The sequence below is a fragment of the Labrenzia sp. R5_0 genome, from assembly GCF_017743835.1.
In the GTDB taxonomy this organism is placed as follows: domain Bacteria; phylum Pseudomonadota; class Alphaproteobacteria; order Rhizobiales; family Stappiaceae; genus Roseibium; species Roseibium algicola.
In genome coordinates, this window is record NZ_JAGHRK010000004.1 from 426,733 (window position 1) to 442,745 (window position 16,013).

Genomic DNA, 16,013 nt, shown 5'->3' on the forward strand with positions numbered 1-16,013 from the left:
GGGAAACCTGTCTGTCAATTGATCATGGATTGCGGCAGCCACAACACCAGCTCCGGAAACAGGGCGCAGATGAAGATACCGATGGCTTGCAGCAGGATGAAGGGAACGATGGCACGGTAGACCGTGCCCATGCCGATGCCGGCGGGCAGGACGCCCTTCATGTAGAAGAGCGTGTAGCCGAAGGGCGGGGAGATGTAGGCCATCTGCGCCGAAACGAGGAACAGGATGCCGAACCAGAGCCGGTCGAACTCGAGGAAGTCGATCACCGGCAGGAAAACTGGCACGCACAAGAGGATGATGCCCATTTCGTCCAGGAACATGCCGAGGAAGAACAGAATGCCCAGCATGATGGCGAGAACGATCCAGCGGTTGGCATCGAGATCCTGAATGAAGGACAGGAGGAAGTCCGCGCCGCCGGTGCCGGTGAAGATCGCGACGAAGGCCCGCGCACCGATGGTGATCCAGAGGATCATGGCCGTCACCTTGACCACGTCGAGGGCAACGCCGGATATGAGCTCCCAACCGAACCGGCGCTCGATGAGCGAAGACAGGAACGCCAGGAAGACGCCGACGGCGGCTGCTTCCGTGGGTGTTGCGATACCCATGTAGATCGTGCCCAGGACGCCGACGATGATCAGCAGCGGCAGGATGAGGGATTTCAGCGAGGCAATGCGCTCTTCCCAGCTGGCCGGGGCGTCGTTGTCCGGACGCGGGGCGATGGACGGGTTGAGCGCGGACCGCAGAACGATATAGCCGATATAGAGCGAGGCGAGCAGCAGGCCCGGCACCACGCCGGCGATGAACATCTGGCCGATAGAGGCCTGTGCGGTCACGGCATAGACGATGGTGATCACCGAGGGCGGGATCAGGATGCCGAGCGTTCCGCCGGCGCAGATCGTCCCGATCGCGAGCTCCGGACTATATTTGCGCTTCAGCATGGAGGGCAGGGCCAGCATGCCCATGGCGGCAACCGCGGCACCGACGATGCCCGTCATGGCGGCGATGATCGTGCAGATGGCGATGGTGCCCACCGCAAGGCCACCCGGTAACCGCCGCGACCAGAGCTCCATGGCCCGGTAAAGGCTTTCGATGACGCCGGAACGCTGAAGGATACTGGCCATCATCACATAAAGCGGGATCGCGAGGAGCGATTCCGACGTCATGGTGGAGTAGAGGTTGAGGACGGTAACGGAGAGGGCGGCGGGGCCCCACAGCGTTAGCGTGAAAACGAGCGCAAGTGCGCCAAGCGTGAAGGCAAGCGGCAGGCCGGTGAGCAGCAGACCCACCAGGCTGGCGAACATGATGGCAAGAACGAATTCGGAGCTCATGCGCTTGCTCCCGTCTGTTCCTGCGCCGGGCGCGTTGCGTTGTAGGCTTCAACAAGGGCCTGCAAAAACAGGAGCGCAAAGGACAGCGGCACGACGAATTTCAGCCACCAGACGGGTGGGTTCCAGGCGGAAAAGCTGGTTTCGCCGAGGGAGTAGGCGTTGATTGCAAGCGGCCAGCTGACCCAGGCAAAAACGCCTGCAAACACCGCAATGACGGCATAGGAGAACACGTCGAGAACCACTTTTGGCAATCCCGTCAGTTTTTCGCTGAAGATGTCGACGGCGACGTGGCCCTTCAGGTGCAGAAGGTAAGGTCCGGCCAGCATGAAATGCGGGCCGAAGATCAACGTGCTGGCTTCCATGGCCCACACCGTCGGCGCATCGAACAGGTATCTTGCGACCACTTCGAAAAGCAGGATCGGCACCACCGCGAAGATGAGCGCCGCCGCAAGGAGGAAGAACAACCGGTTGACGCCGGTGACGATGGAACTGACGGATTTCATGAAGCTGAGCATTTGCCGATCGAAAGGACGACCGGACGGTAGACGGCAGGGAGGTGCCGTCTACCGTCCGGTGGGAGGAAGGGTCAGATCAGCCCGAGGGCTGTCATGAACTCAATCTGGCTCGCGAGCACGCGATTCGCCAGATCGTCTTCCTTGGTAGCCTTTTTCCAGGACTCGACAGCCTTGGACCGGTTGGCCGCGACATCGGCCGGGTCGAGCTGGATGATCTCGACGCCTTGTTCGCCGTATTTCTTCAGGACATCGACATTCTGCACCATGATGTGCTGGCGCAGCGATCCGGAGATCTCCCGAGCCGCAACGGCAAGCGCTGCCTTGTAGTCGTCCGGCAGCGCGTCATAGGCGCCCTGGTTGGCGACATAGCTGGTGGCGGTGGTCGGCTGGTGCACGCCCGGCAGGATGATGAACTTGGCGACTTCGCCAAGGCCTGCTTCGTAGTTGGCGGTGAGATCGCCGCGGTCGGCAAAATCGATCAGGCCTTTTTCAAGCGCTGTATAGACTTCCGCCGTCGGCAGCGGGGTCACGGAAACGCCCTGGTCGGCCATGACAGCGGAAGCGAGCCCGACAAAGCGGCCTTTCTTGCCGGCCATGTCGGCGATGGTTTCCATCTTGACGGTCGAGTGGATCGGCTCTTCGCCATAGACGGTGGGGGCAATGTAGAAGAGACCGGCCCTTGCATAGGCTTCGCGGGCGAGATCCAGACCACCCTTTTCGTAGAACCAGGCTTCATACTGGTCGGACTCGGGGAAGCCGAACGGGATGGTGGACGTGAAGGCAAATGCCGGGATCTTGCCGGCTTCGTAGCCGTCGAAGGTCTTCATCAGCTGGAAGGCGCCGGCGCGAACGGCATCGAATGCCTGGTTGGCAGGCACGAGCTGGCCGGCGGAGAACAGCGTGATCTTGAAGTTGCCGTCGGTCAGTTCGCTGACGCGCTCGACAAACTTCTTCTCGAATTCGAAAGGTGTGGTGCCGGCGTCCCAGAGAGCCTGCATGCGCCACTCAACCGCATCCTGTGCCTTGGCCGCAATCGGTGCTGCGAGGGCGGTGCCGCCAACGGCTGCACCTGCAAGAAGGCTGCGTCTACTTACTTTGGTCATTTTTCCCTCCCAAGGAAATTGCCATTTGCTGGCGTAATGGGGCAAACTGTCATAAAAATGATTGGGACAATCAAGGGACAGTTGTCGGATTTATGGGCAGCACTGTCCCAGTAAATTTTGAGGGACAATGAGGGTTACGGGTAGCGGTCGGAAACTGTCTCGCGTCGATCAGATCGTCGAGAAAGTCGCGCTGATGCTGGAGGCAGGGGCGTACAAGACGTTTGAGCGGTTGCCTTCCATTCGTCAGGCCGCGCGGGAGAACGGCGTTTCGAAAAACACGATGGCGGAAGCTTACGACCGGCTGGTCGCCCGAGGGCTACTGGAAGCGCGGGCCGGCTCCGGATACTACATGTCACAGGTCGGACCGGCTTCCAAGACCCCGCCAGCGCCACATGTCACGGCTGCTGTCGACGGCATGTCGTTGCTGCGGGAGCAGCTGGAACAGCATTATGAAGTGCGTCCGGGAGATGGGCGCCCGCCGCCGTCGTGGATGGAGGGGGCGGAGCTGCGCCGCCATTTCGCTAACGCCAAGACGCCCTTTCCCGAAGCGATCGAATTCGGCTACGGCAGTTCGTGGGGATATGGCCCGCTGAGGGACCGGCTGCGGATGCAATTGCTGGAGCGGTCGATCCCGGCCGATCCGCAAGGGCTTCTTTTGACCCATGGCGTCAACCATGGACTGGATCTGATCATCCGGCATCTGACGGAGCCTGGCGATACGGTTTTTGTCGATGAGCCGGGCTATTATCCGCTCTTTTCCAAGCTGACCTTCGCCAAGGTGCAGATTGTCGGTATCCGGCGGGACAGGGACGGTCCGGACCTGGAAGACCTGACCGCCAAACTCGCTCTTTACCGGCCGAAGATGTTCGTCACCCAGTCCCATGGCCACAATCCGACCGGCGGTTCCCTGTCACCTTCGCGGTCATTCGGGTTGATGCAGCTTGCCGAGCGCTGGGGGTTTCTCCTCGTTGAAAACGATGCGCTTGCCGACATTCTTCCGGCCACGCTGCCAAGGCTGGCAGCGCTGGACCAGCTGGAGCGGGTGCTTTATCTCGGCACCTTTTCCAAGACGCTGTCGGCCAGTCTCAGATGCGGTTACGTGGCTGGAAATCCGGACATCATCCGCCAACTTGCCGATATCAAGATGCTGACGGTGGTCAATTCATCCGACCACGTCGAACGCTTTGTGTTCAATCTGATGCAGGCCGGCCATTATCTGAGACATCTGCGGCGTCTCAGGAGCCGGGTGGAAGACGCCTACAAGGCATCCTTCGGGACGCTGGAGGCGATCGGGTTGTCTGTGCGTGAGTGCTCCATACCCGGGTTCTATCTCTGGGTGGAGTTTCCCGATGATGTGGATGAAAGGGAACTGTGCGCCGCTGCCAGCAAGCAAAGCATCTTCATTGCGCCGGGCGCCGTCTTTTATCCGAACCGCGAGACCCGGCAGAAGCCGGCAATGCGGGTCAATGTCGCCTATGGAACCGATGCGCGGTTCCTGTCGTTCCTCAGGGATTTTCTGAAGTAGTTTGAAAGCAGAAGAACAGGCAGGTCCACAAATGAAAAGGGCCGGCATAATGCCGGCCCTTCAGTTGCCCTGATGTTTGACTCACTAAATCTGGTTGGCCAGTAAAAACCCCGGGGGGCTGGGGGGCTAATGCATTCCGCGGCTTCTACGGGCCATACCCATCAGGGTATGATCCTAATATGGGTGTCTAAAATGGCTGGCCAAGGGCTGGAATGCGGCAAAATCAAGGAAATTTATGCATTCTTTCTTGGCAAAGTGCCGTTGCGTTCGTTTTTGCACTTCTTCCCGTAAAACTTATTGGCAAAATTACTCTGGTTTCGGACCTCTGTCTGTCAATATGACGTTGCGGGCTTGCCAGAATGGCTAAAGAAGACGCATCATGACAGCCAGGTGACAGGCGTCTCCCGACGATTCTCTTGTCGGTTACCTGTCAGCAGCGAAACCGCGAACGGAATGGAGGCGGAATGAGCGAAGCCGACGACAGCGCGTTTCAGCGTGGTGCGGGTGCAAGCCCGTCGCCACAACATCAACCGGCTCCCCCTCCCAAACCCATTGTTGCATTCAACAGGCGCGAACTCGATGTCATTCTGAGGCTCTACGGGCGCATGGTCGCCGACGGCGAGTGGCGAGACTATGCCATCGACCTCCTGAAGGACCGGGCAATCTTCTCCGTGTTTCGCAGATCTTCCGAAATGCCGCTTTACAGGATCGAGAAGGACCCGAAGCTGGCCCGCCGCCAGGGCGCTTATTCGGTCGTGGCGACCGGGGGCATGATCCTGAAGCGTGGCCACGATCTGGCGCAGGTGCTGAGGGTTCTGGAGAAGAAAAAACATCTTCGGGTGGTCGACGCCTGACCAGGCATTCGGTCAGTTAGCTGATGACCGGGTGAGGTTCATTTCCCCTGCGTTGATCCGGTCACAGGCATTTCCTTGATAGTCGCATCAATGACCGGCTGATGCTGGTCGGTTACCCGCTGGCCGCGGACCAGACGATTGGTTCGGCCAAGCCTGGCAGCGCAGTGTTCTGCCGCTTCATTCCATTGATTTGCGCAAGGCTTGCGTTGACGCCCATTGGCGCAAGTGTCGGCGTGCGATGTGTCGGACAGTCGTTCGGCCACAAAAAAGCCCGGCACAAGGCCGGGCTTTTCCGTTTGTTCAGTTTGGCTGCGCTTAGTCGCGGTTGCCGAACAGCTGCAGCAGCATGATGAACAGGTTGATGAAGTCGAGGTACAGACGCAGCGCGCCCATGACGGACTTCTTCGTAGCGACTTCACCGCTGTCGCCTTCGTAGTACATTTCCTTGATCTGCTGGGTGTCGTAGGCGGTCAGGCCGGCGAACACCAGAACACCGATCACGGAGATGGCGAACTGCAGGGCGGAAGATGCCATGAAGATGTTGACCAGCGACGCGATCACGATACCGATCAGGCCGATGAACAGGAACGAGCCCCAGCCGGAGAGGTCCTTCTTCGTGGTGTAGCCGAACAGGCTCAGCGCACCGAAGGTACCGGCGGTGATGAAGAAGACCTGAGCGATCGAGCCCGGGGTGTAGACCAGGAAGATCGAGGACAGGGAGATACCCATTACGGATGCGTAGACCAGGAAAAGGGTCCGCGCTGCGCCGGCACTCATGGACTGAATGCGGAAGGACAGCCAGAACACCATTCCGAGCGGTGCGAGCATGACAACCCATTTCAGCGGGCTGCCGTAGATGGCAACACCCAGCTGGGTGAGCATGCGGCCGTTGCCAAGGCTGGCGACAGCAGAGTTCGGATCGGTGGTAGTTGCAAGCATGACCGTTGCCAGCGCAAGAAAGCCGGTCAGCGCAAGGCCGATGGTCATGTAATTATAGACGCCCAGCATGTAGGAGCGCAGGCCCTGATCGATGCCGGCCTCGGCGCGTGCGCCGGCGACGGTATACGCGCCTTGAGATTGACGGTCATAGGTCGACATGGTCGTAAAAATCCCCTTCTAGATAGACGTGCGCATGCAATCGCGCATGCAACACAACTCCCTCAACATATGGGAAAAGCCTATCCCGAGCACAAGTCGAATTCGATGAAAAATTCGTAATCTTTGCGCTCAGGACGTATTATTTGAACCTATCCTTAAAAACAGGCTCAGATTCAGTCGTATTATTTCATGGCTTTCAGTCGGGATTCGATCTGCCGGTCGCAGGTGCCGCCGGGGTTGCGAACGATTTCTTCCGACGCGAAATCGAGGATTTCCTTTTCCGGATCCTGCATCTGCTCGACAGTCACACCGGGTTTGAACCACTGCAGAACCGCATAGTCGCCGCCGGCATCGGTGAGGAAAGCGATCGGCTTGCCATTTTCGGTGATGCCCATGCGGCCGACGCGGACTTCCGCAATCGATACCTTGCGCGCTTCGCCGTCGATGGTCAGCCGGTTTTTCGACACGTTCAGTTTCTTCAGCTTGGAGCCTTCAGTGCCGACCCAGTTACCGTAGAAGCGCTTGCCTTTTTTCTCGACGGAAAGGCAGGAGTTCTCGAAATTCGGGATGGAAAGACGGACGGCGGAAACCTCGATCGGATCCTCGCCCTTGGGCGCCAGCGTGTATTTCATCGCATTGTCGCCGGTCCGGTACACCCGGATGCCGACCGGCGTATAGCCGGAATCATTCATCGAACGGGTGAAGAAATCGAACTGGTTGGCGTCGTTGGTGCCGGCCCGGCGATAGAGCCAGCGCTTCGGCAAACCGTTTTCGAAGACCAGCCAGTCACTGACGACGAGACCGCGCGGGCCTTCCGGCGTGTTCAATTGCCAGACCCCGGTATGAAACGGGCTTTCCGCCGACGCGGCAGGGGCGAAAGCCATAGCGGCAACTGCGGACAGGGCTGCGGCCCCGGCAATGGTCTTCAAACGAATTTTCGGGAGAAACTTGAACATGGAATGGCCCCTTCTTAACAAACTGCCCGGAGCTGAACCGGATAGCCAAGATCAATTCAGTATGCAAGTTGTGTGGAGCTGAAGTTTGTCGCGATTTGGTTGTACTTCAGGATTTTTTCCTGAACGAAGTTTGCCAAGAGCTGTGGGCGCCGGATCGAAATAGATCAGCGCTCGTCAAGAATTCGTTCGATCTTGTTTTCGGAAGTCTACCGGTTCACCGGAAATAGCCTTGCTGATCAAAGGAAGTGCGACCGAAGCCGGCAAACGTCCTTTGATCCGCTATTTCCTGTGTGCACGTTGGCCGCTACAGCAGCTGACCGCATTTTGCGCTAGAGATTTCGCAGGACAGGTGCGGGCTTTTCACCCAGCACGCGCCATGTGCCGATGAGGCCGAAACCCACCGTCAGCACCAGCGCGACCAGCGCGGCACCTGCTGCGGTCACCGGCATCATAACGAACGACCCGTCCATGATCTGCGTTATCACGTACCAGGCGGCGACCCCTCCGGCCAGCAGGGCGAACACCGCCGTTGCAAGGCCCAGAATGGCGTATTCGAGTGCATAGGCGAAGATCAGGCGGGCCCGTGTCGCACCAATGGTTTTCAGAATGACCGCATCGTAGATCCGGCTGCGATGACCGGCGGCAAGTGCACCTGCCAGAACCAGAACACTGGCGATCAGCGTGATCGAGCTTGCGCCGCGGATGGCCCAGGCGAGCTGTGCCACCAGATCGTTAACCTGAGAGATCGCGTCCTTCACCCGGATTGCCGTCACTGTCGGAAAGGCGTTCGAGACAGTCTTCAACAAGGCAAGTTCCGTCTCTTCCGGTACGTCATCGTCCCAGCCAAGGGTCATCAGATGGGCATGCGGGGCACCGGCAAAAGTGTTCGGCGAAAACACCATTACGAAATTAATCGCAAGGGACTGCCATTCCACCGTACGCGTGTTGGCAATTTCCGCCGTGATTTCCCTGCCGAGCACATTGACCGTGATCCGGTCTCCGATCTTGAGGCCGAGATCGGTGGCGGCCTCTTCATCGAAGGACACCAGAGGAATGCCTGTGTAGTCCTCCGGCCACCAGGAGCCTTCTTCCAGCTTCGAGTTCTTGGGCAAGCTTGCGTCATAGGTAATGCCGCGGTCACCGCGCAGCACCCAGCCAGAGCCTTCCTGGGCGGGGACGAACTTGTCGGCTGCAATACCGTTCAGCGAGACAATGCGCCCGCGCAGCATCGGGACGCTTTGCAGGTTGGCGTCGGATGCTTCAGCATTCAGCAAGGCCTCGAAGGCATCGCGTTCATGGCTCTGGATATCGATGAAGAAGAAGCTCGGAGCCTTGTCGGCAATGGTTGCGGTCAGCTCGCGCCGCAGGTTTCCGTCGATGAGGGCAAGCGCGACCAGCAGCGACAGGCCAAGTCCCAGCGACAACACGACTGACGGGGTCAGCGCTCCGGGACGGTGAATGTTTGCAATCGCCAGCCTGAGCTCGGTCGAGCGGACACTGGGCAGGCGCCTGGCTATGGCCATGATCCCGCGTGCGACCAGCACCAGCAAAACGAACGCACCGGCGGATGCGGCGATGTAGGTGCCGGCCATGCGCTGGTCGTGGGCAAGCAGAATGGCGATGGCGGCAAGGGCAAGCACTGTTGCCGCGGTGGCAAACAGATAGCGTTTGCGCGGCAGCTTGGCACCACCGGTTACGATATCCCGGAAAAGGGCCGTCGGCGGTACGTCATGAGCCCGCCCCAACGGCCAGATTGCAAAGGCAAGAGCGGTCAGGAGGCCGTAGACGAGGCCAAGGGCAAGCTCGGTCGGATAGATGCTGGCCGCGAGCTTGACCGGCAGAACCGGCGCCAGTGCGGCAGCTGCGGCAAAGGGGATCAGGGCACCCAGCACGAGGCCGACGACGATGCCGAGCAGCGCAAGCACCAGCATCTGAACCAGATAGATCTTGAAGACGAACCCGCCCGTCGAGCCCAGGCACTTGAAGCTGGCGATAACCTCGCGCTTGGTTTCCAGATAGGCGCGGATGGCATTGGCCACGCCAACACCCCCAACCACCAGCGCGGTGAGGCCGACCAGTGTCAGGAATTGTGCGAAGCGATCAATGCTGCGTTGAAGGCCCGGGGATGCATTGGCGCGGGAGCGGATACGCCATCCCGCGTCCGGCTGGGCGGATTTGGCCTCCTCGACGATCCCTTCCATTGCTTCCAGATTGGGAGCCGGGGCCATTCGAACGCGGTAATGCCAGCGGACCAGGCTGCCGGGCTGGATCAGGCCGGTTTCAGGCAGGGCGGCATCGGAAATCAGAAGGCGCGGACCGAATTCCATGCCCCCGGCCAGTTTGTCCGGTTCATTGGCAATGGTGTCGGCAATTCGGATGGTGGCTCGCCCTAGGGACAGCTTATCGCCAACATTCGCACCAAGCCGCGCCAGCAGGGAAGGGTCCACAACGGCGCCCCAGGTCCCGTCTTTCCGGGCCAGGGCCGTTTCCAGGGCCTCGCCGGAGGCAAGTTCAAATGTGCCGTAAAGGGGATAGGGACCGTCGACGGCTTTCAGCTCTACCAATGCCTGATCGCCGGTCTCCGGTCTTCTTGCCATTGCCCGCGTGGTCGCAACGCGGGACAGGTCACCAAGGCCGTTCAGATAGGCAAGTTGATCGGCGTCGGCCTGCCGGTGGATCAAGGAAAAATCGAGATCACCGCCCAGGATGGACTGACCTTCGCGCGAAATTCCTTCTGTAAGAGCCCGTGAGACAGACGTGACGCCTGCGATTGCCGCTACGCCGAGCGCGATACAGGCAATGAAAATGTAAAAGCCCTTGAGGCCGCCGCGCAGTTCACGAAAGGCGAACCGGGCAGCAAGGCGCATCGTCTGGTGGTTTGCCGGTGTGCTGCCCGGGACAAACGCGCTCATGCAGACACCTCGCGGCGGGCGCGGTCAGACGTTTCTTCTTCGATTTCTCCGGAGCGCACGCGGATCATGCGGTCGCAGCGGGCGGCAAGGCTCGGGTCGTGGGTGACCAGAACCAGCGTCGTGCCCCGGTTCTTCTGGGCGGTGAACATCAGGTCGACAATCTGTGCACCGGTGCTTTCATCGAGGTTGCCTGTCGGTTCGTCTGCGATCAGGATCGCGGGTTCGACGACCAGCGCCCTTGCCACGGCGACACGCTGCTGTTCGCCGCCGGACAGTTGCGCCGGGTAGTGGTGCATGCGGTGACCGAGCCCGACGGCATCCAGTTCCGCCTTGGCCTTGTCGAAGGCGGCGGTATCCCCAGCAAGTTCCAGCGGCACGGCCACGTTTTCCAAGGCGGTCATGTTGGGCACGAGGTGAAACGACTGGAAAATGATACCGACATTGCGGCCGCGAAACCGGGCCAGCTGGTCTTCAGACAGGGGGCCGAGTTCGGATCCGGCCACGTTGACCGAGCCTTCATCGGCGCGTTCCAGCCCCGCCATGACCATCAGCAATGTCGATTTTCCGGACCCTGACGGGCCGACAAGGCCGACGGAGGCCCCCTTCTCGATCTGAAGGTCGATCCCCTTCAGGATATGCACCCGCCCGGCGCCTTCGCCGAGGGTCAGGTGGACGTCTTTCAGGGCGATCGCGGGCGAATTTGTCATTCTCTGGCCTTTACAATGGGCGTGTGATCGTCTTCCTGACAGTCACAAGCCCTCGACAATTGGACGCTCTGCGACCATATGGGCCTGTTGAAGAGCGTCTTCCAGTCCCAAAAGAGTGTTCACGTGAACCGGTTTATTGCCTGCCTGACGATAATCATCCTGTCTTTCCTGCCAATGGCCGCTCAGTCGGCCGATCTGAAACTGGTGGTGCTGGGCGACAGTCTGTCCGCCGGCTATCAGCTGTCGGCAGGAGAGGGCTTCACGGATCAGCTCCAGAAAGCGCTTGATGCGAAGGGGCAATCGGTCGAGGTCGTCAATGCCGGCGTGTCTGGCGACACGTCAAGCGGCGGGCTGTCGCGGCTGGACTGGTCGGTGGGACCGGACACCAGTGCCGTCATCGTGGAGCTTGGGGCAAACGACGCGTTGCGGGGGATCTCTCCGGAGCTGACGCGCAAGAACATCGACGAAATCGTCCGACGTCTGACGGAACGCGGCGTTGCCGTGCTTGTCGCGGGCATGCTGGCTCCACGCAATCTTGGTCCGGAATATGCCGAGGCATTCGATCCGATCTACTCCGATGTTGCCAAGGCGCACGATGCGTTGTTTTATCCCTTCTTCCTCGAGGGTGCCGCCCTCAATCCCGATCTCAACCTTTCCGACGGTATGCATCCCAACGCCAAAGGGGTGGAAGTCATCGTCGAAAACATTCTGCCGAAAGTGGAAGAGCTTTTGGCCAAAGCCCGATCCTAGGGGCTTTGCTCTGGACCTGGGGTGGAAGCCGATCCGGCTTCCGGGACGCCCCGTTTTCAAAATTTGAAGGATAGTCTTATGGAAAAGCGCCGTCTTGGCCGCACGGATATACAGGTCAGCGCCCTTTGCCTCGGTACCATGACCTTCGGGGAGCAGAACTCCGAGGCGGAAGGTCACGCCCAGATGGACCACGCCGTGGAAAAGGGCATCAATTTCTTTGACGCGGCAGAACTTTATCCGATCCCGCCGAAGAAAGAGACCCAGGGCCGGACCGAGCGCATCATCGGCACGTGGTTCAAGAAAACCGGCATGCGGGACAAGATCGTCATGGCCACCAAGGTGGTCGGGCGGACCGACATGGACTGGTTCCGTGAAAATGGTGCGAAGGCGAAACTGGTTCGCGAAGAGATCGAATTTGCGGTCGACCGCAGCCTGAAGAACCTGGAAACAGACTATATCGACCTCTACCAGATCCACTGGCCGGACCGGAACGTCGGCGGCTTCGGTTCAAACCCGACGCGCTGGGCGGATGTCGAACCGGCTCCGGACGAAAACAGCATCCAGTCGACGCTGGAAATCCTTGGGGATCTGGTCAAGGCCGGCAAAATCCGTCACGTCGGTGTCTCCAACGAAAGTGCCTGGGGCACGATGCGCTACGTCGCCGCGTCCGAAATGTATGACGTGCCGCGGGTGGTCTCGATCCAGAACGCCTATTCCCTGGTCAACCGTACTTTCGAAACCGGCCTTGCGGAAGTTGCCCGCCGGGAAGATGTCGGTCTTCTGGGATATTCGGCACTGGCCCAGGGATATCTGACGGGCAAATACCGCAATGGCGCCCTTCCGGCAGGTGCCCGCAAGACGCTGTTCAACCGCCTGCAGCGCTATGAGCACCCGCGCGCCATCGAGGCGGTCGATGCCTATCTGGACCTGGCGCAGGAGGCGGGACTTGATCCGTCGCAGATGGCACTTGCCTTTGCCATGTCGCGGTCTTTCATGACATCGGTCATCCTGGGTGCGACGACCATTGAGCAGCTGGATACCGACATCGGAGCTGCGGACGTTACGCTGAGTGCCGATGTTCTGGAGAAAATCGATGCGCTGCATCAGGAATTCGGCAATCCGGCGCCGTAACGGGTGTAACTTCCTGATCGATAAATCTTTTTAGAGAATCATCTGCAGATCGGAGACCGGGCTGGTTATGAACCAGCCCGGTTTTCATTTGAGTGCGGCGCTGAATTTTTGAACGCGCTCAAAAACTTAGCTTTTTGTCTTGCGATTTTCATGAAGTTGATTCCTCATGGGATTCATCAGCGACAGCGGAGGGAACACCCATGCCGCGCCTATTTACAGGCCTTGAGATTCCGTCCCAGACGGCACTCATGCTTTCGATGCTCCGGGGAGGCCTTCGGGGCGCCCGCTGGATTGATCCGGAGAACTACCACATCACCTTGCGCTTCATTGGCGACATCGACGACCGTACGGCCGACGAGATCGCCGCCGCGCTTGATCGTGTCCGCAGGGATCCGGTGGAAATCCGCCTCAACGGACTTGGTTCTTTCGGCAACGGCAAGCCGCATGCGGTCTGGGCCCGGGTTGAGCCGACCGCTCAACTTGCCGAATTGCAGGCGGAGCAGGAACGCATCATCCAGCGTCTGCATCTGCCGGCCGAGCGGCGCAAGTATGTTCCGCATGTCACCCTTGCCCGTTGCAGGACCTCGACCAACGAGGACGTGGCCAAGTGGCTGAGCGAGCGCGGCAACTTTCAGGCGCAGCCCTTCATTGCCGGACGTTTTGTGCTGTTCTCGGCGAAATCGAGTGTTGGTGGCGGTCCCTATCTGGTGGAAGAGGCCTATCCGCTGGCCGCGTGACGCCCGCGTTCTGATGGCGTGCAGCGAGACCACAGGATTTGCGTATCGGCAGAATGAACCCAAGCCTTTGCCGGTTTGGGGTCGTTTTTGGCTGAAACCCTGAAAAAGATTGCACCGACCCGACGCGAAAAAATGACGCACGCTGGCGTCCGCGCTCCTTTTTTTGATGGTCAAAAGTGACAGGAGGGGGGCGAGAAACTGTGCGGTTTTTGGGCAGGCCGGAATTCCAGGGCAGTGAAAAAGGCTGTTTTGCCTAAATAATAAGTTGAATGAATTCTCTGAATGATTGAGTGGGTAGAAGTATAAACCTCTGGTTTAGAAGATTAGTCGGCTCAGTATTCAAGTTGCGTAAAGGAAAATTAATGGCTTGAGCGTTTTCTGGGCGCACTGTGCAAGGCTCGACAAGAGCTGCCCCAAAAAACGAGACCATTATGAAGTTCTTTGCAGATCTGCCCATCGCGGTGCGTGTCGGAGCGCTGTCCGCAATCGCCGTGGTTGCCATTGGCGTATTGCTTGGCACGGCGCTTTACAGCCAGCAAATCGTGTCGCACGAAATCGACAATCTGGCTGAATATTCGCAAATGGACTTCAAGGTGTCGCAGGTTCAGGCTCATGCCCAGAACATGCAGCGCAGCCAGAAGGACTTTCTTTTGAACAAGGACCTGGCCTTTGTCGAGGAATACAAGGCCGAGTTCGAGAAAGCCCAGAGCAACCTGAACGATGTCGATACGAAGCCGCAATCGGCTTCCATCAAGGATAACATCGCCAAGCTTCGTGATGTTCTTGACCAGCACAAGGCAAAGTTCGACGCTCTGACCAGTGAGCTTACCCGAATGGGGCTTGATGAAAGCACCGGGCTGCAGGGGTCTCTTCGCACTGCCGTGCATGACGTGGAAAGCAAGCTGGATGCCGCCAATCTGGATGCCTTGACCGTCAAGATGCTGATGATGCGCCGTCATGAAAAAGATTTCATGCTGCGCGGTGACGAGAAATATATCGGCAGGATCAGCGAACGGCGGGCTGAATTCGCAGATCTGCTGCCGAAAAGCGGGTTGCCCGACGCCGAACAGGCTGAAATCGGCAAGCTGCTGGATACCTATCAGGCCTCCTTCCAGGCTTATGCCGAATTGTCCCTGAAGATTGCTGCCGACCTGGCCGAGATCGAGGCAATCTACGCCCAGGTCGCTCCGGAATGGGCGGTGATGTCTGAAGCTGCCTATGCGGGCAAGCTGGCCGCCGGGGAAACGCTGGACACTGCCCAGGCCTTCTCCAAAACAACATTCCTGACCGTCTCCGCCATCGCGCTGGTGCTGTCCATCGGGCTTGGCTGGCTGATCGGCCGCAGCATTACCAGGCCGGTGAAAACGCTTACCGGAACCATGGGAACGCTCGCTGGCGGATCCATCGACATCGACGTCCAGTACACCGACCGCAAGAGCGAGATCGGCAGCATGGCCCGCGCCGTGGAAGTTTTCCGCGCCAATGCCGTCCGGACCCGCGAACTGGAAGCGGAGCAGAAGGAACAGGCAGCAAGAACCGCCGCCGAGCAGAAGCGGATGATGATGGAGCTTGCCGACAGTTTCGAAAGCTCCGTTGGTGAAATCGTCCAGGCGGTATCGTCCTCGTCGTCCCAGCTGGAATCGAGCGCAAGTTCCATGAGCGCCACCGCCGAGCAGACCCAGCAACAATCTTCGAACGTTGCCGCGGCAGCCGAGCAGGCATCTGCCAACGTTCAGACCGTTGCCTCCGCAGCCGAAGAGCTGTCGTCGACGGTTTCGGAAATTTCCCGACAGGTCGCCCAGTCTTCAAATGTTGCTGCGACGGCAACGGCGGAAGCCAAGAAGACCAACGACCAGGTTCAGGGGCTCGCCGAAGCCGCCTCGCGCATCGGTGAAGTGGTGAAGCTCATTTCCGATATCGCCGAGCAGACCAATCTTCTGGCGCTCAATGCCACAATCGAAGCGGCCCGTGCGGGAGAGGCCGGCAAGGGATTTGCCGTCGTTGCGTCGGAAGTGAAGGAACTGGCCAGCCAGACGACCAAGGCGACCGAGGAAATCTCCCAGCAGATTTCCGGTGTCCAGTCGGCGACCCGTGACGCGGTCTCTGCCATCGACGGCATCACCAAGACGATCTTCGAGATCAATGAGATTGCCGGCGGGATCGCGGCGGCTGTCGAAGAGCAGGGCGCGGCAACCACCGAGATCGCGCGCAATGTGCACGAAGCTTCCACCGGTACACGCGATGTGACCCGCAACATCAGCAGCGTCAGCGAAGCAGCCACCCAGTCTGGGCATGCGGCGGAAGAGCTGCAGGCGGCGTCTGGCACGCTTGCGAGCAATGCCCGGGCGCTTCAGGCCGAGGTCGACGGCTTCCTGGCACGCGTACGCGCCGGCTGAG

13 protein-coding genes are annotated in these 16,013 nt (G+C 59.5%); 6 read left to right on the plus strand and 7 right to left on the minus strand.

The window, feature by feature from the left end:
* Positions 1-14: 14 nt before the first annotated feature.
* The 3 genes from J7447_RS21915 to dctP all read right to left on the minus strand — a co-directional run bounded on the left by J7447_RS21915 (position 15) and on the right by dctP (position 2,946).
* Positions 15-1,328 carry a TRAP transporter large permease subunit gene (locus J7447_RS21915; RefSeq protein ID WP_152505256.1) on the minus strand — a complete coding sequence of 438 codons (1,314 nt, stop codon included), beginning with the start codon at positions 1,326-1,328 and terminating at the stop codon, positions 15-17.
* On the minus strand, positions 1,325-1,831 hold the full coding sequence (locus J7447_RS21920) for a TRAP transporter small permease subunit (protein ID WP_208992231.1): 507 nt from the start codon (positions 1,829-1,831) through the stop codon (positions 1,325-1,327). The genes J7447_RS21915 and J7447_RS21920 overlap by 4 nt, the downstream gene beginning before the upstream one ends.
* Before the next feature lie 83 nt (positions 1,832-1,914).
* Positions 1,915-2,946 (minus strand): TRAP transporter substrate-binding protein DctP, encoded by a 1,032-nt coding sequence (gene dctP, locus J7447_RS21925; protein WP_023002693.1) that lies wholly within the window; start codon positions 2,944-2,946, stop codon positions 1,915-1,917.
* Positions 2,947-3,073: 127 nt separating this feature from the next.
* On the opposite strand from dctP, the gene J7447_RS21930 reads away from it, so the two are divergent.
* Both J7447_RS21930 and J7447_RS21935 read left to right on the plus strand, forming a co-directional pair.
* Positions 3,074-4,471 (plus strand): PLP-dependent aminotransferase family protein, encoded by a 1,398-nt coding sequence (locus J7447_RS21930; RefSeq protein WP_023002694.1) that lies wholly within the window; start codon positions 3,074-3,076, stop codon positions 4,469-4,471.
* Between the two features lie 464 nt (positions 4,472-4,935).
* Positions 4,936-5,325: a DUF2794 domain-containing protein gene (locus tag J7447_RS21935; protein WP_023002696.1), complete on the plus strand. Its 390-nt coding sequence runs from the start codon at positions 4,936-4,938 to the stop codon at positions 5,323-5,325.
* Between the two features lie 315 nt (positions 5,326-5,640).
* On the opposite strand, the gene J7447_RS21940 is transcribed toward J7447_RS21935, so the two are convergent.
* From J7447_RS21940 to J7447_RS21955, 4 genes are all read right to left on the minus strand, one after another.
* A complete protein-coding gene (locus tag J7447_RS21940) occupies positions 5,641-6,423 on the minus strand; it encodes a Bax inhibitor-1/YccA family protein (protein WP_023002698.1) in 783 nt (260 codons plus the stop codon).
* A 182-nt stretch (positions 6,424-6,605) separates the two neighbouring features.
* A complete protein-coding gene (locus J7447_RS21945; RefSeq protein WP_023002699.1) occupies positions 6,606-7,379 on the minus strand; it encodes a hypothetical protein in 774 nt (257 codons plus the stop codon).
* 329 nt (positions 7,380-7,708) lie between these two features.
* Positions 7,709-10,291 carry an ABC transporter permease gene (locus J7447_RS21950; RefSeq protein ID WP_209170974.1) on the minus strand — a complete coding sequence of 861 codons (2,583 nt, stop codon included), beginning with the start codon at positions 10,289-10,291 and terminating at the stop codon, positions 7,709-7,711.
* On the minus strand, positions 10,288-10,998 hold the full coding sequence (locus J7447_RS21955; RefSeq protein ID WP_023002702.1) for an ABC transporter ATP-binding protein: 711 nt from the start codon (positions 10,996-10,998) through the stop codon (positions 10,288-10,290). The genes J7447_RS21950 and J7447_RS21955 overlap by 4 nt, the downstream gene beginning before the upstream one ends.
* A 123-nt stretch (positions 10,999-11,121) precedes the next feature.
* Between J7447_RS21955 and J7447_RS21960 the strand changes: the two genes are divergently transcribed.
* From J7447_RS21960 to J7447_RS21975, 4 genes are all read left to right on the plus strand, one after another.
* The gene (locus J7447_RS21960) at positions 11,122-11,748 is read left to right on the plus strand and encodes an arylesterase (RefSeq protein ID WP_031270103.1); all 627 of its coding nucleotides are present in this window, start codon (positions 11,122-11,124) and stop codon (positions 11,746-11,748) included.
* A 78-nt stretch (positions 11,749-11,826) separates the two neighbouring features.
* Positions 11,827-12,879: an NADP(H)-dependent aldo-keto reductase gene (locus J7447_RS21965; protein WP_209170976.1), complete on the plus strand. Its 1,053-nt coding sequence runs from the start codon at positions 11,827-11,829 to the stop codon at positions 12,877-12,879.
* A 200-nt stretch (positions 12,880-13,079) separates the two neighbouring features.
* Complete coding sequence (gene thpR / locus J7447_RS21970; RefSeq protein ID WP_023002705.1) at positions 13,080-13,616, plus strand: RNA 2',3'-cyclic phosphodiesterase; 537 nt, start codon at positions 13,080-13,082, stop codon at positions 13,614-13,616.
* Positions 13,617-14,047: 431 nt separating this feature from the next.
* Positions 14,048-16,012, plus strand: a complete 1,965-nt coding sequence (locus J7447_RS21975) for a methyl-accepting chemotaxis protein (protein WP_023002706.1) — start codon at positions 14,048-14,050, stop codon at positions 16,010-16,012.
* The last annotated feature ends 1 nt before the right edge of the window (position 16,013 follow it).

What these genes read in the sequence shown, in the direction of transcription:
- J7447_RS21915 (WP_152505256.1), bottom strand. Translation starts at nt 1,328, where the DNA reads ATGAGCTCCGAATTCGTTCTTGCCATCATGTTCGCCAGCCTGGTGGGT.
- J7447_RS21920 (WP_208992231.1), bottom strand. Translation starts at nt 1,831, where the DNA reads ATGAAATCCGTCAGTTCCATCGTCACCGGCGTCAACCGGTTGTTCTTC.
- dctP (WP_023002693.1), bottom strand. Translation starts at nt 2,946, where the DNA reads ATGACCAAAGTAAGTAGACGCAGCCTTCTTGCAGGTGCAGCCGTTGGC.
- J7447_RS21930 (WP_023002694.1), top strand. Translation starts at nt 3,074, where the DNA reads ATGAGGGTTACGGGTAGCGGTCGGAAACTGTCTCGCGTCGATCAGATC.
- J7447_RS21935 (WP_023002696.1), top strand. Translation starts at nt 4,936, where the DNA reads ATGAGCGAAGCCGACGACAGCGCGTTTCAGCGTGGTGCGGGTGCAAGC.
- J7447_RS21940 (WP_023002698.1), bottom strand. Translation starts at nt 6,423, where the DNA reads ATGTCGACCTATGACCGTCAATCTCAAGGCGCGTATACCGTCGCCGGC.
- J7447_RS21945 (WP_023002699.1), bottom strand. Translation starts at nt 7,379, where the DNA reads ATGTTCAAGTTTCTCCCGAAAATTCGTTTGAAGACCATTGCCGGGGCC.
- J7447_RS21950 (WP_209170974.1), bottom strand. Translation starts at nt 10,291, where the DNA reads ATGAGCGCGTTTGTCCCGGGCAGCACACCGGCAAACCACCAGACGATG.
- J7447_RS21955 (WP_023002702.1), bottom strand. Translation starts at nt 10,998, where the DNA reads ATGACAAATTCGCCCGCGATCGCCCTGAAAGACGTCCACCTGACCCTC.
- J7447_RS21965 (WP_209170976.1), top strand. Translation starts at nt 11,827, where the DNA reads ATGGAAAAGCGCCGTCTTGGCCGCACGGATATACAGGTCAGCGCCCTT.
- thpR (WP_023002705.1), top strand. Translation starts at nt 13,080, where the DNA reads ATGCCGCGCCTATTTACAGGCCTTGAGATTCCGTCCCAGACGGCACTC.
- J7447_RS21975 (WP_023002706.1), top strand. Translation starts at nt 14,048, where the DNA reads ATGAAGTTCTTTGCAGATCTGCCCATCGCGGTGCGTGTCGGAGCGCTG.